The following is a 14,453-nucleotide window of genomic DNA, read 5'->3' as shown; positions in this document are numbered from 1 at the left end:
ATCTTTATCCATTTAATATTCCTTTAAAATTTAAAATAAAAAATAATTAATCCCCTTATTATTCCCTCTAATTGATATCGAGGTCATTTATTATCACTATTTTTTATTTATCATCATCCTATAAAAATTAACAACATCTAATAAAACTCAATATTTACATATAAATTTACCAACATTATATTATTTCAAATTTTTTTCAAAACTCATGTGAGAGAAAATAAATAACCAGTAAAAACATCCAATTAAAAAATTATGATAAATATAAAAATAAACGATTAATTCAACTTAATAAATGATTTAAAGTAACATGAAAAAATTTGATCAACTTACTGAAATTTACAGTCATGCCTTTCAGTGGCCCTTTCGTATGCATATCGATATTTCTACGATAAAACCATATATAGATAAGCTAGAAACACTGGCTATTTTAGATTATGGATGTGGTGCAGGGTTTATATCACACTGGTTAGAGAAAGAAGGAGAAAAAAATATATTTGGGTTTGATATTTCATCCAATATGCTCAATTTGGCAAGAAAAAATGCAAAACTGAATAATTCAAATATTATTTACACCTCTAATCTTGATAATTATTTTGAATATTTTGATTTAGCTCTTGCCATTTATGTTTTTCCTTATTTCCAGCATACGAATGACATACATTCTATTGTGCGGTCAATTTATCGTGTATTGAAACCAAATGGTCGCTTCACGATATTAACAATTAACCCTGATTTTTCTGGAAATAACGAATATTATTATAATTATGGTTTTCGGTTAATTGAAAAACAACCAAGAAAATATGAAAGTTCCATTCATTTTAATATTTGCCTCCCTCCGTATAATGAAACAATACAAGCTTACTATTATTCCTATAACACTTTAGGTAATACTATTTTACAGGCTGGATTCAGCTATCTTCAATATGGAAACATAATTGCCGACCATTCTGAAACTACAGAGCTATATTTGGACTACCTACAATGTCCCCACGCCCTACTTATAACTGCATCGAAAACCGCATAGTTATTTCTAATAAACCTACAATTTTGATTAAAGGACCCTATATGAATTTAAAAACACGCAGTTTATTACTACTGCAAAATACCCGCTTTTTAACACTGGCTACACAAGGTAATGATCAATTACCTTGGGCATCAACCGTCGAACATTGCGTCAAATTAAACCCACTACGCTTTATTTGGTTTTCATCTCGACAAGCAAAGCACTCTAAGAATATCCAACAAAATGAAAAGATCAGTGGCTCATTATTTAATCACTCATTACCTGAAATGCTAAAATCAGGTCTAGATGGAATGCAATTTACAGGGAAAGCACGAGAGCTCACGGATGCGGAATGTGAAGAAGCCCTTGAAGAATTTTATCCCCAATCACCTTTTGATGAAATATCGCCCTCTTTCACTCAGGTAAACTTAAATGCATTACGTAGCAATGGCCATTCACGCTTTTATGAAGTGACAGTCGATCATTTATGGATGTTTGATATAAAAAGCTGGGAGGATAAGCAAGAAAGTCGAAGAGTCACCGTTCCAATATCATTGCTTAGTAATAAATAAGCGTTTTTATCATCTGTTAGGCATAAAAAAACTGGTGCCTTACGACACCAGTTTTTATCAAGAAACACTTGGAAATCAGAAATTAATTCTGGTTGTCACTCGTGAAACCTGCATTTAACAGTTCAGCTAAGTTCGCTGTTGCTTCATCTGCGCTAACTTGTGGCGCTTCCACAACGTCGTTCAGATGACGGCGACGGATACGGTCTTGGTGATACGCAAAACCAGTACCTGCTGGGATCAGACGTCCAACAATAACGTTTTCTTTCAGACCACGCAGTTCATCGCGTTTACCTGCAACGGCTGCTTCTGTCAGTACGCGTGTTGTTTCTTGGAACGATGCTGCTGAGATAAAGGACTCTGTTGCCAGAGATGCTTTAGTGATACCCAACAGGTCGCGTGCGTAATTGGCTGGAATTTTGCCTTCCACTTCCAATTTACGGTTAGAAACTTTAACACGTGAGTACTCGACTTGTTCACCTTCAAGGAATTCAGAACTTCCTGCATCCGCGATGGTGACTTTACGCAGCATCTGACGAACGATAACTTCGATGTGTTTATCGTTTATCTTAACGCCTTGTAAGCGGTAAACTTCCTGAACCTCATTCGTGATATAACGCGTAACAGCATGGACACCACGCAGACGCAGGATATCATGTGGAGATTCTGGACCATCAGAAACAACGTCACCGCGTTCAACAATCTCACCTTCGAACACGTTAAGCTGACGCCATTTAGGGATCATCTCTTCGTACGGATCGCTACCATCTAATGGGGTGATAACCAGACGACGTTTACCTTTGGTTTCTTTACCAAACGAGATAATACCGCTGATTTCAGCCAAGATTGCAGGCTCTTTCGGACGACGTGCTTCGAACAAGTCAGCTACGCGTGGCAGACCACCCGTGATATCTTTAGTACCCACAGATTCTTGTGGAATACGCGCTAAAGTATCACCCGCATTGATAGCAACGCCATCGTCTAACTGAACAATTGCTTTACCCGGTAAGAAGTACTGAGTTGGCATGTCCGTGTTAGGGATAAGAACATCGTTACCATTTGCGTCAATAACACGCAGAGCAGGACGCAGGTCTTTACCACCACTGGTACGTTCCGCAGTATCCAGAACAACGATTGAAGACAGACCCGTTAATTCATCAGTCTGACGCGTCATTGTTTGACCATCAAGCATGTCAGAGAAGCTGATGAAACCAGAAACTTCACTGACGACTGGCATGGTATGTGGATCCCAGTTCGCAACAGTCTCGCCGCCCGTTACCGCAGCGCCATCACCTTTAGACAGGTGTGCACCGTAAGGTACTTTGTAGCTTTCTTTCGTACGACCGAATTCGTCAATCAGACGCAGCTCAGTATTACGCGAAGTAATAACCAGTTTGCCTTCTGAGTTCGTAACGAATTTCGCGTTAACCAGTTTCAGAGTACCTGTGTTACGGACTTGGATGCTAGATTCAGCTGCAGCACGAGATGCCGCACCACCAATGTGGAACGTACGCATCGTTAACTGTGTACCTGGCTCACCGATTGACTGTGCCGCGATAACACCGATAGCTTCACCTTTGTTAATGATATGACCACGAGCAAGGTCACGACCATAACAGTGTGCACACACACCAAAGTCTGTTTCACAACTTACAACAGAACGTACTTTCACGCTGTCGACAGAGTTAGCTTCTAACAGGTCACACAGTTTTTCATGAAGCAGGGTGTTACGTGGAACCAGAATGTCCGCTGTACCTGGGATCAGGATATCTTCAGCAGTCACACGACCCAGTACACGCTCACGCAGTGGCTCTTTAACGTCGCCACCCTCGATAACCGGAGTCATCAGGATACCTTCGTGAGTTCCACAGTCGTCTTCAGTCACAACCAAGTCCTGTGCAACGTCGACTAAACGACGAGTCAGATAACCAGAGTTCGCTGTTTTCAATGCGGTATCGGCAAGACCTTTACGCGCACCGTGCGTCGAAATAAAGTACTGGAGAACGTTAAGACCTTCACGGAAGTTTGCCGTGATTGGTGTTTCGATGATGGAGCCATCTGGCTTAGCCATCAGACCACGCATACCCGCTAACTGACGGATCTGAGCGGCGGAACCACGAGCACCAGAGTCGGCCATCATAAAGATACTGTTGAAAGAAACTTGTTGTTCTTCGACGCCATCACGGTTGATAACGGATTCAGTTGACAAGTTTTCCATCATCGCTTTAGCAACACGTTCGTTTGCCGCTGCCCAGATATCGATAACTTTGTTGTAACGTTCGCCTGCTGTAACCAGACCAGACTGGAACTGTTCCTGAATTTCTGCCACTTCAGCTTCTGCTTCGGCGATAATCCCAGCTTTTTTCTCTGGAATAACCATATCGTCGATACCAACTGATGCACCTGAACGTGCCGCATAGGCAAATCCGGTATACATGATTTGGTCAGCAAAAATAACCGTAGGCTTCAGGCCCAGAACACGGTAACAGGTGTTCAGCATTTTAGAGATCGCTTTCTTACCTAACGCTTGGTTAACCAACGCGTAAGGCAGACCTTTTGGTACGATCATCCACAAAATTGCACGACCAACCGTGGTATCAACTAACCCCGTGTTGATAGTGATGTTACCTTCCGAATCTTTCACTTCTTCAGTGATACGGACTTTAACGCGGGCATGCAGTGAAGCATGACCTGAACGGTAAACACGCTCAGCTTCTTTAGGACCGGCTAATACCATGCCCTCGCCTTTCGCGTTTACACAGTCACGAGTCATGTAGTAGAGACCCAATACAACGTCCTGAGAAGGAACGATGATAGGCTCACCACTTGCAGGTGACAGGATGTTGTTGGTTGACATCATCAACGCACGTGCTTCTAACTGAGCTTCCAGAGTCAGAGGAACGTGTACCGCCATTTGGTCTCCATCGAAGTCGGCGTTGTATGCCGCACAAACGAGTGGGTGCAATTGGATAGCTTTACCTTCGATCAGAATTGGTTCGAACGCTTGGATACCCAGACGGTGAAGTGTTGGTGCACGGTTCAGCATGACTGGGTGTTCGCGGATAACTTCATCCAAGATATCCCAAACAACCGCTTCTTCGCGCTCAACCATTTTCTTCGCAGCTTTGATGGTTGTTGCCAGACCACGTAATTCTAATTTGCCATAGATAAATGGTTTGAATAACTCAAGAGCCATTTTCTTCGGCAGACCGCACTGATGCAGACGTAGGTATGGACCTACGGTGATAACAGAACGACCTGAGTAGTCAACACGCTTACCAAGTAAGTTCTGACGGAAACGACCTTGTTTACCTTTGATCATATCAGCCAAAGATTTCAGAGGACGTTTGTTAGAACCTGTGATAGCACGACCACGACGACCGTTATCTAACAGCGCATCAACCGCTTCTTGCAACATACGTTTTTCGTTACGTACGATGATGTCTGGCGCAGCCAGATCCAGAAGACGTTTCAGACGGTTATTACGGTTGATCACGCGACGATACAGATCGTTCAGATCTGATGTTGCGAAACGGCCACCATCCAGTGGAACTAATGGACGCAGATCCGGTGGTAATACTGGCAGCACGTTTAAGATCATCCACTCTGGTTTGTTACCAGATTGAATGAACGCTTCCAGCAGTTTGATACGTTTGGTCAGCTTTTTACGCTTAGTTTCAGAGTTAGTTTCGTTTAACTCTTCACGCAGCGTTTCACACTCGTTCTCAAGATCGAGGTTTTTCAGCAGGCCTTGGATAGCTTCCGCACCCATTTTCGCATCAAATTCGTCACCGAATTCTTCCAGCGCATCTAAGTATTGCTCTTCTGTCAGAATCTGTGCGCGCTCAAGGCTAGTCATCCCGCCTTCAACAACAACATATGATTCAAAGTACAGAACACGTTCGATATCACGCAGTGGCATATCGAGCAGCAAACCGATACGGGATGGCAGTGATTTTAAGAACCAAATATGTGCGGTCGGAGAAGCAAGTTCAATGTGACCCATGCGCTCACGACGGACTTTGGTCTGTGTAACTTCAACGCCACACTTCTCACAAATCACACCGCGGTGTTTTAAACGTTTGTACTTACCGCACAGACATTCGTAGTCTTTCACTGGCCCGAAAATACGCGCACAGAAAAGACCATCACGCTCAGGTTTGAACGTACGGTAGTTAATCGTTTCTGGCTTTTTCACTTCACCGAATGACCATGAACGGATCATATCAGGTGATGCCAGAGCAATCTTGATAGCATCAAACTCTTCGGTCTTGGTTTGCGCTTTCAGAAACTTTATTAAGTCTTTCACAAAATGCTCCTGTCGGAGTTAGACCTGTCAGGTGAGTATTCAAAGACACTCTCCCCAAATCCCAGTGCTTACATAGGCCGGAAGGCGAACCCTCCGGCACAAAACGAATTACTCGTCTTCCAGCTCGATGTTGATACCCAGTGAGCGGATTTCTTTCAGCAATACGTTGAAAGATTCCGGCATGCCAGGTTCCATCTGATGGCTGCCATCGACGATGTTTTTATACATCTTCGTACGGCCGTTAACGTCATCCGATTTAACTGTAAGCATTTCTTGAAGAGTATAGGCTGCACCGTATGCTTCCAGTGCCCACACTTCCATCTCCCCGAAACGCTGACCACCGAACTGCGCTTTACCACCCAGCGGTTGCTGAGTAACCAAGCTGTAAGAACCTGTTGAACGGGCGTGCATCTTATCGTCAACCAAGTGGTTCAGTTTCAGCATGTACATGTAACCGACAGTAACTTGACGCTCGAAACGCTCGCCAGTACGACCATCGAATAATGTAATCTGACCTGAAGTTGGCAGACCGCCCAGTTTCAGTAGTTCTTTGATTTCTTTCTCTTTCGCACCATCAAACACTGGTGTCGCAATTGGCATACCTTTTTTCAGGTTCTCAGCCAAACGCATCACTTCTTCGTCAGAGAAAGTGTTCAAGTCAACTTTCTGGCGTGGATCATCACCTAAATCGTACGCTTTTTGGATAAATTCACGCAGTTTGGCAACTTCTTCATGCTGTTTAAGCATAGCATTGATTTTCTCACCAATACCTTTTGCTGCCATCCCCAAGTGGGTTTCCAAAATCTGACCGATGTTCATACGTGATGGTACGCCCAGTGGGTTCAGAACGATGTCAACTGGGTTACCGTTTTCATCGTAAGGCATGTCTTCAACTGGGTTGATTTTTGAGATAACACCTTTGTTACCATGGCGACCCGCCATTTTATCACCCGGTTGAATCTGACGTTTAACAGCCAGATAAACCTTAACAATTTTCAGTACGCCAGGTGCCAGATCATCACCTTGGGTAATTTTACGACGTTTTGCATCGAGTTTTTTCTCGAACTCAGATTTCAGTTCGTCGTACTGTTCAGCTAATTGTTCTAACTGGTTTTGCTTCTCTTCATCAGCTAAAGATAACTCTAACCAACGATCGCGAGGCAGCTTGTCCAGTTTGTCAGCTTCAATTCCGCCGTTAACCAGTACAGAACGGATACGGGCAAACAGGCCAGCTTCGAAAATACGTAGCTCTTCTGTTAAGTCTTTCTTCGCATCACGTAACTGAGTTTCTTCGATCTCTAATGCACGTTTGTCTTTCTCTACACCATCACGGGTAAATACTTGTACGTCAATAACCGTACCAGAAACACCGTTAGGGACACGTAAAGAAGAGTCTTTAACGTCTGACGCTTTTTCACCGAAGATAGCACGCAGCAGTTTCTCTTCTGGGGTTAACTGAGTTTCACCTTTCGGTGTTACTTTACCAACCAGAATGTCGCCGCCTTTCACTTCTGCACCGATATAAACGATACCGGATTCATCCAGTTTAGAAAGCGCAGCTTCACCGACGTTTGGAATATCCGCAGTGATTTCTTCAGGCCCTAATTTGGTGTCACGAGACACACAAGACAGTTCCTGAATGTGAATAGTCGTGAAACGGTCTTCTTGAACAACACGCTCAGAAACTAAGATGGAGTCTTCGAAGTTATAACCATTCCATGGCATGAATGCCACGCGCATGTTTTGACCCAGTGCTAATTCGCCGAGGTCTGTTGAAGGACCATCTGCTAACACGTCACCACGCTCAACTGGCTCACCTAAAGATACACAAGGCATCTGGCTAATACAGGTGTTCTGGTTAGAACGGGTATATTTAGTCAGGTTATAAATATCGATTCCAGCTTCGCCTGGATACATCTCATCTTCGTTAACTTTGATAACGATACGAGACGCATCAACGTACTGAACTGAACCACCACGTCTTGCAACAGCCGTTACACCCGAGTCAACCGCTACTGCACGTTCCATACCTGTACCAACTAATGGTTTGTCAGCACGTAAAGTTGGAACCGCTTGACGTTGCATGTTCGCACCCATCAATGCACGGTTGGCGTCATCGTGTTCAAGGAATGGGATCAGTGACGCACCAACAGAAACAACCTGTTGAGTCGAAACGTCCATATATTCAACCTGTTCACGGCTGAATAAGCTTGATTCACCTTTGTTACGACAAGTGACTAACTCTTCGATAAAGCTACCATCTTCACCTAATACGGTGTTCGCCTGAGCAATGATGAAGTTACCTTCCTCAATTGCAGACAGATAGTGGATTTCATCAGTGACTAAGCCATCACGAACTAAACGGTATGGGGTTTCTAAGAAACCGTACTCATTGGTCTGTGCATAAACAGATAATGAGTTGATCAGACCGATGTTTGGACCTTCAGGCGTTTCGATTGGACATACACGACCGTAGTGAGTTGGGTGTACGTCACGTACTTCGAAGCCCGCGCGCTCACGAGTCAGACCACCAGGGCCTAATGCAGAGATACGACGTTTGTGCGTAATTTCAGACAGTGGATTGTTCTGGTCCATAAATTGTGACAGCTGGCTGGAACCAAAGAACTCTTTAACTGCGGCTGAAATAGGCTTAGCGTTAATCATATCCTGTGGCATTAATGCATCAAGATCACCCAGAGAAAGACGCTCTTTCACTGCACGCTCAACACGAACCAGACCAACACGGAATTGGTTCTCTGCCATCTCACCAACGGAACGAATACGACGGTTACCTAAGTGGTCGATATCATCGACTTCACCTTTACCGTTACGGATATCGATGAGTTTACGCATCACCTCGATGATGTCTTCTTCGCTCAGGATACCTGAACCTTCGATTTCATCACGGTTCAGTGAACGGTTGAACTTCATACGACCTACAGCAGACAAGTCGTAACGATCTTCAGAGAAGAACAGGTTCTCGAACAGGTTTTCTGCCGCTTCACGGGTCGGTGGCTCACCAGGACGCATCATGCGGTAGATTTCTACCAATGCACTCAGACGGTCGTTAGTTGGGTCGACACGAACGGTTTCAGAAATGTAAGCACCGTGGTCTAAGTCATTGGTAAACAATGTTTCGATTGTTTTGTGACCAGACTGGCTCAAACGTGCCAACATGTCTAAAGAAAGTTCCATGTTCGCTGCACAAATCAGCTCACCAGTACTTTCATCGATGTAGTCTCTTGCAACAACTTTACCTGCGATATATTCAACAGGTACTTCGATGTTGCTAACTTCTTCTTTTTCTAACTGACGAATATGACGAGCAGTGATACGGCGGCCTTTTTCAACATAGACTTTACCGTTCGCTTCGATATCAAAAGAAGCAGTCTCACCACGCAGACGCTCAGGAACCAGCGTCATCATCAGTTTGTTATCGCGGATTTGGAATACAGTTTTTTCGAAGAACAGGTTTAAAATTTCTTCGGTGTTGTAATCCATTGCACGCAGAATAATGGTCGCTGGTAATTTACGGCGACGGTCAATACGTACAAACAGGTTATCTTTCGGGTCAAATTCGAAATCAAGCCATGAACCACGGTAAGGGATAATACGTGCGTTATAGAGCACTTTACCTGAAGAGTGTGTTTTACCTTTATCGCTATCGAAGAACACACCTGGACTACGGTGTAACTGAGATACGATAACACGCTCTGTACCGTTGATAACGAAAGTTCCGTTTTCAGTCATGAGTGGAATTTCACCCATGTAGACTTCTTGTTCTTTGATATCTTTAACGGTGCCTTCTGGTGCTTCACGCTCATAAACGATCAGGCGTAATTTAACACGTAGAGGAGCAGAATAAGTCACACCGCGAATTTGACATTCTTTAACATCAAAAACAGGCTCGCCTAAACGATAGCTGACATATTGAAGTTCAGCATTACCGCTGTAGCTCTGAATTGGAAACACAGAACGGAAAGCTGCTTCCAGCCCATTCTGGCCATCTGGATCTTGCTCGATAAACTTCTGGAACGAGTCAAGTTGGATAGAAAGGAGGTAAGGTATGTCCAAAACTTGTGGACGTTTACCAAAGTCCTTACGAATACGTTTTTTCTCGGTATAGGAGTAAACCATAGGTTTCCTCAGCTCGTTGATCAGTGACCCAAGTGGTTAGCTCTTAAAGTAAGAGTCTTAACCGCAACGCGTTTTATATAAGAAATGGAAAATGAATACTTTCCTTAATACTCATTGCTATTACTCTTAAATCATTTCATTGCGCGCTTTGGCTACCGAGCTACCCGAGCGGGTCGTAGCGAAGAACACAGTATATTAAGTCGTCAATAGAAAGAAGTATTGGAGGGTTGTTGTTAACATTAAAACTGCGTGAAAAGCTGTTAACACCCATCACGCTTTACAGCGCAAAAAGGCTGGTGATTAAAAAATCACCAGCCGTCAGCCTAATTAAATTAAGCTGCGTTCTTGAAATTGAACTTATTTAAGTTCAACAGAAGCGCCTGCTTCTTCAAGAGCTTTCTTCAGAGTTTCAGCTTCGTCTTTGCTTGCGCCTTCTTTGATAGTCGCTGGAGCTGATTCTACCATGTCTTTAGCTTCTTTCAGGCCAAGACCAGTTGCGCCACGAACTGCTTTGATAACTGCAACTTTGTTACCGCCGATAGCAGACAGAACAACGTCGAATTCAGTTTTTTCTTCAGCAGCTTCAGCAGCAGCACCTGGAGCAACAGCAACAGCTGCAGCAGCAGAAACGCCGAATTTTTCTTCCATCATAGTAATCAGTTCAACAACGTCCATTACAGACATTTCTGCAACTGCATCAAGGATTTGGTCTTTAGTGATAGACATAACAAGTGTTCCTAAAATTCAGAAATAGTTTATACGTTAAAAAGCAACGAAGGAAAGGGCTTATGCAGCTTCTTTCTGATCGCGCAGAGCAGCCAGAGTACGAACCAATTTGCCGGCAGCGGCTTCTTTCATGGTTGCCATCAGGCGTGCGATTGCTTCATCGTAAGTTGGGAGAGTTGCCAGACGATCGATATCTTTCGCTTGGATTAACTCACCTTCAAAGGCCGCAGCTTTAATCTCAAATGCTGGATTCGCTTTCGCGAACTCTTTGAACAGACGAGCGCCAGCGCCCGGGTGTTCGTTAGAGAAAGCAATTAAGGTTGGACCAACAAACGCGTCTTTCAGTACATCATAAGAAGTACCTTCAACAGCACGGCGAATCAGTGTGTTACGAACAACACGGATATAAACGCCAGCTTCGCGACCTGCTTTACGCAGTTCAGTCATTTTTGCTACAGTTACGCCGCGTGAATCAGCAACAACTGCAGAAAGCGCGCCTTTGGCTACTTCGCTGACTTCAGCAACAATCGCTTGTTTGTCTTGAAGATTTAGTGCCATTAGCTTCTTGCTCCTGGATTAACCGGGAAACCCCCGGGACTCACATCACTCGAATACAACATGTATTTGAGCGCTAAAACACGGTGAGCAGAATAGAATCCAGAATAAAATTCTAGGTATCTCTGTCACCGTCTACGCAGGTAAATTAAGTGACTATAAATAGCACACCTGCGGTCTTGGACGGGGTCTGGAAAGGCCAGACTCCATACCGAAATTTGTGGTTTGTTGGATACATTTCTATACCCAACAAACTCAAGGCGTCAAATTTTATACAAAATCGACGCAAAGGTAAAGCCTAATTACTCATTAGCCGAAGCTATAGCAATTAAACTGTCGCTGACAGACCTGCTTGGTCAACAGCAACACCTGCACCCATAGTGGTAGACAGGCTAACTTTCTTGATGAAAACACCTTTAGCAGAAGCTGGTTTTGCTTTTTTCAGCGCGATCAGCAGTGCTTCTAAGTTTTCTTTCAGTTTGTCAGCGTCGAAATCAACTTTACCGATAGTGGTGTGGATGATTCCGTTTTTGTCGTTACGGTAGCGAACCTGACCTGCTTTAGCGTTATTAACCGCTTCAGCAACGTTAGGCGTTACAGTACCTACTTTCGGGTTTGGCATCAGACCACGTGGGCCTAAAACTTGACCTAATTGGCCAACAACGCGCATTGCATCTGGAGAAGCAATAACAACGTCAAAGTCCATTTCGCCAGCTTTGATTTTATCAGCCAGATCTTCCATACCAACCAGTTCAGCGCCAGCAGCTTTAGCAGCTTCAGCATTTGCGCCTTGTGCGAACACAGCAACGCGAACTGAACGGCCAGTACCGTGTGGCAGTACAGTTGCACCGCGAACGTTCTGGTCAGATTTACGAGCATCGATGCCCAGGTTAACAGCAACGTCAACGCTTTCAACGAATTTAGCAGTCGCTAATTCTTTCAGCAGTGCAACGGCTTCAGCGATGTCATACTGTTTAGTAGCATCAACTTTTTCACGGATATTGCGCATGCGCTTAGTCAGTTTAGCCATTGTCTTAGTCCTCCACAACCAGGCCCATGGAACGAGCAGTACCTTCGATTGAACGCATCATTGCGTCAACATCAGCACCAGTCATGTCCGCAGCTTTAGTTTCAGCGATTTCGCGAATCTGAGCAGAGGTCACTTTACCAACTTTCTCTTTGTTAGGCTTGCCTGAACCAGACTTAACGCCAGCTGCTTTTTTCAGCAGAACTGCTGCAGGTGGAGTTTTGGTAACGAAAGTGAAAGAACGGTCTGCGTAAACAGTAATAACAACAGGAATTGGTAAACCTTTTTCCAGGCTGTCTGTTTTTGCGTTGAACGCTTTACAGAATTCCATGATGTTAACACCTTGTTGACCCAGAGCTGGACCAACTGGTGGACTTGGGTTCGCCATACCAGCTGCAACTTGCAGCTTAACGTAGGCTTGAACTTTCTTAGCCATGATATTTCCTCTAGATGGGTGATAACGCCTTAACGTTCGTAAGGCTCCCCGTTACATTAAACATGCCCTGCCTATAATATAAGCTCAATTAAGAAGCAAAACTGGCAAAGCATAAAAACAAAAGGCGCGAAATTGTAGTCAAATTTCACGCCTTTTGCAAGTCAGTTTTGTCGTTTAGATTAGGCTTTTTCGACTTGGCCAAAATCCAATTCGACAGGAGTTGCACGACCGAAAATAGAAACAGAGACTTTTAAGCGGCTCTTTTCATAGTCGATTTCTTCAACAACACCGTTAAAGTCAGCAAATGGACCTTCGCTAACGCGAACCATTTCACCTGGTTCAAACAATGTTTTCGGACGTGGTTTATCACCAACTTGTTGTAAGCGGTTCATAATAGCATCAACTTCTTTATCGCTAATTGGTGCTGGACGGTCTGAAGTCCCACCAATGAACCCCATTACACGAGGTACACTACGTACTAAGTGCCAAGAGTCATCATTCATGACCATTTGGACTAAGACATAGCCTGGGAAGAATTTACGTTCACTCTTACGGCGCTGACCGCTACGGATTTCAACAACTTCTTCTGTTGGAACCATAACTTCGCCAAAAGAATCTTCCATAGCATGTAATTTGATATGTTCACGTAAAGATTGTGCTACGCGACCTTCAAAACCAGAGAATGCCTGAATGACATACCAGCGCTTTTTAGGTGAATCGGACATTTAGAATAACCTCAGGCTTGTAATAAATGAAACTAAACGCACCAGGATACCATCTAATCCCCACAGTATTAATGACATTACAGCCGTTACTGCGGCAACAATTAAAGTAGTTTGTAATGTTTCCTGGCGAGTAGGCCAAATGACTTTTCTCATCTCGACACGAGCTTCGCGTGCAAACGCCAGTGTTGCTTTACCTTTTGTTGTCCATAAAGCGACAGCACCTGCAATAGCGACCACAGCCACAACTGCAAAAGCACGCAGCGCGAGATTATATTGACGGAAGTAATAGTTGCCAACAATTGCAATTATTAATAGGGCACAGACAATCACCCATTTGAAAATGTCTGCACTGCGTCCACTTCCTTGAGCTTCGCTATTCGCACTCATAATTCAACCTGTTACCATGAAGTATGTACAAAGCCTGTTTGCTTACAAAGGTAAAACAATCAAGCCAAACCAATAGAATATGCCAACATATCCCTCAATTACTACAAACTAAGCCTGCAAAATTTGATAGGGATATCAATAACATCACCCGCGAGTTAAAACAATTAGCCTTGTTAATGGAGGTAATTAGCGCTATTCGTTCTGCAAATACAGCCCATTGCAGCCACATTCTATTTCGCAAGTACTATTCGTTCGTCAGTACTTTCCATTTCACAAGTGCTATCCATTTTGCAGGATTTTCAGCATGCTCAGTAAATTTTCAGCCACACCAATAGGAAAAACCAGGTTCTTTTTGTGGCAGCGGTAAAATATACCATATCTTCGGAGCAAAACCTTAATAAATCTCATATAACTGCGCAAAGGAACCAACGCAATTATTAATTCGTTGTTTCAGAGCCTATCTCACCAATAATTATTTAGAAATGATTGATGAGATAGGTTCTTAATTTTGCAACGTATAAAAAGGACGTCTATAAGACGCCCTTTTTACTAAGTAGTTCTTTCTTATTCAGAAAGAGC

The 14,453-nt window shown here is 43.7% G+C and carries 10 protein-coding genes; 2 read left to right on the top strand and 8 right to left on the bottom strand.

From position 1 onward, the window contains the following. The first annotated feature begins 307 nt into the window (after positions 1 to 307). Together AABS66_RS19210 and AABS66_RS19205 are read left to right on the top strand one after the other, a co-directional pair. The gene (locus tag AABS66_RS19210) at positions 308 to 1,024 is read left to right on the top strand and encodes a class I SAM-dependent methyltransferase (RefSeq protein WP_430225324.1); all 717 of its coding nucleotides are present in this window, start codon (positions 308 to 310) and stop codon (positions 1,022 to 1,024) included. Positions 1,025 to 1,065: 41 nt separating this feature from the next. Beyond that, positions 1,066 to 1,575, top strand: coding sequence for a pyridoxamine 5'-phosphate oxidase family protein (locus AABS66_RS19205; RefSeq protein ID WP_430225323.1), 510 nt, complete (start codon positions 1,066 to 1,068; stop codon positions 1,573 to 1,575). An 82-nt stretch (positions 1,576 to 1,657) separates the two neighbouring features. On the opposite strand, the gene rpoC is transcribed toward AABS66_RS19205, so the two are convergent. The 8 genes from rpoC to secE form a co-directional block, all read right to left on the bottom strand. Then, positions 1,658 to 5,881 carry a DNA-directed RNA polymerase subunit beta' gene (rpoC, locus tag AABS66_RS19200; protein WP_225820899.1) on the bottom strand — a complete coding sequence of 1,408 codons (4,224 nt, stop codon included), beginning with the start codon at positions 5,879 to 5,881 and terminating at the stop codon, positions 1,658 to 1,660. A 108-nt stretch (positions 5,882 to 5,989) separates the two neighbouring features. Further along, positions 5,990 to 10,018 carry a DNA-directed RNA polymerase subunit beta gene (gene rpoB / locus AABS66_RS19195; protein WP_206086829.1) on the bottom strand — a complete coding sequence of 1,343 codons (4,029 nt, stop codon included), beginning with the start codon at positions 10,016 to 10,018 and terminating at the stop codon, positions 5,990 to 5,992. 357 nt (positions 10,019 to 10,375) lie between these two features. Further along, positions 10,376 to 10,744 (bottom strand): 50S ribosomal protein L7/L12, encoded by a 369-nt coding sequence (gene rplL, locus AABS66_RS19190; protein ID WP_206086830.1) that lies wholly within the window; start codon positions 10,742 to 10,744, stop codon positions 10,376 to 10,378. Between the two features lie 60 nt (positions 10,745 to 10,804). Next, entirely contained in the window at positions 10,805 to 11,302 is a 498-nt protein-coding gene (gene rplJ, locus AABS66_RS19185) for a 50S ribosomal protein L10 (RefSeq protein WP_154626049.1), read from the bottom strand. 325 nt (positions 11,303 to 11,627) lie between these two features. Then, the gene (gene rplA / locus AABS66_RS19180) at positions 11,628 to 12,329 is read right to left on the bottom strand and encodes a 50S ribosomal protein L1 (protein WP_206086831.1); all 702 of its coding nucleotides are present in this window, start codon (positions 12,327 to 12,329) and stop codon (positions 11,628 to 11,630) included. A 4-nt stretch (positions 12,330 to 12,333) separates the two neighbouring features. Beyond that, on the bottom strand, positions 12,334 to 12,762 hold the full coding sequence (gene rplK, locus AABS66_RS19175) for a 50S ribosomal protein L11 (RefSeq protein WP_164456258.1): 429 nt from the start codon (positions 12,760 to 12,762) through the stop codon (positions 12,334 to 12,336). Positions 12,763 to 12,941: 179 nt separating this feature from the next. Continuing rightward, positions 12,942 to 13,487: a transcription termination/antitermination protein NusG gene (nusG, locus tag AABS66_RS19170; protein WP_004264378.1), complete on the bottom strand. Its 546-nt coding sequence runs from the start codon at positions 13,485 to 13,487 to the stop codon at positions 12,942 to 12,944. After that, positions 13,488 to 13,874 (bottom strand): preprotein translocase subunit SecE, encoded by a 387-nt coding sequence (gene secE, locus AABS66_RS19165; RefSeq protein WP_004265885.1) that lies wholly within the window; start codon positions 13,872 to 13,874, stop codon positions 13,488 to 13,490. It abuts the gene before it with no gap. Positions 13,875 to 14,453: the final 579 nt, after the last annotated feature.

Source organism: Providencia sp. SP181, from assembly GCF_050446505.1.
In the GTDB taxonomy this organism is placed as follows: domain Bacteria; phylum Pseudomonadota; class Gammaproteobacteria; order Enterobacterales; family Enterobacteriaceae; genus Providencia; species Providencia vermicola.
This window is presented reverse-complemented; position numbering and strand designations above follow the sequence as displayed.

Coding starts and splice junctions, on each gene's coding strand:
- AABS66_RS19210 (WP_430225324.1), top strand. CDS start 308: ATGAAAAAATTTGATCAACTTACTGAAATTTACAGTCATGCCTTTCAG.
- AABS66_RS19205 (WP_430225323.1), top strand. CDS start 1,066: ATGAATTTAAAAACACGCAGTTTATTACTACTGCAAAATACCCGCTTT.
- rpoB (WP_206086829.1), bottom strand. CDS start 10,018: ATGGTTTACTCCTATACCGAGAAAAAACGTATTCGTAAGGACTTTGGT.
- rplL (WP_206086830.1), bottom strand. CDS start 10,744: ATGTCTATCACTAAAGACCAAATCCTTGATGCAGTTGCAGAAATGTCT.
- rplJ (WP_154626049.1), bottom strand. CDS start 11,302: ATGGCACTAAATCTTCAAGACAAACAAGCGATTGTTGCTGAAGTCAGC.
- rplA (WP_206086831.1), bottom strand. CDS start 12,329: ATGGCTAAACTGACTAAGCGCATGCGCAATATCCGTGAAAAAGTTGAT.
- rplK (WP_164456258.1), bottom strand. CDS start 12,762: ATGGCTAAGAAAGTTCAAGCCTACGTTAAGCTGCAAGTTGCAGCTGGT.
- nusG (WP_004264378.1), bottom strand. CDS start 13,487: ATGTCCGATTCACCTAAAAAGCGCTGGTATGTCATTCAGGCATTCTCT.
- secE (WP_004265885.1), bottom strand. CDS start 13,874: ATGAGTGCGAATAGCGAAGCTCAAGGAAGTGGACGCAGTGCAGACATT.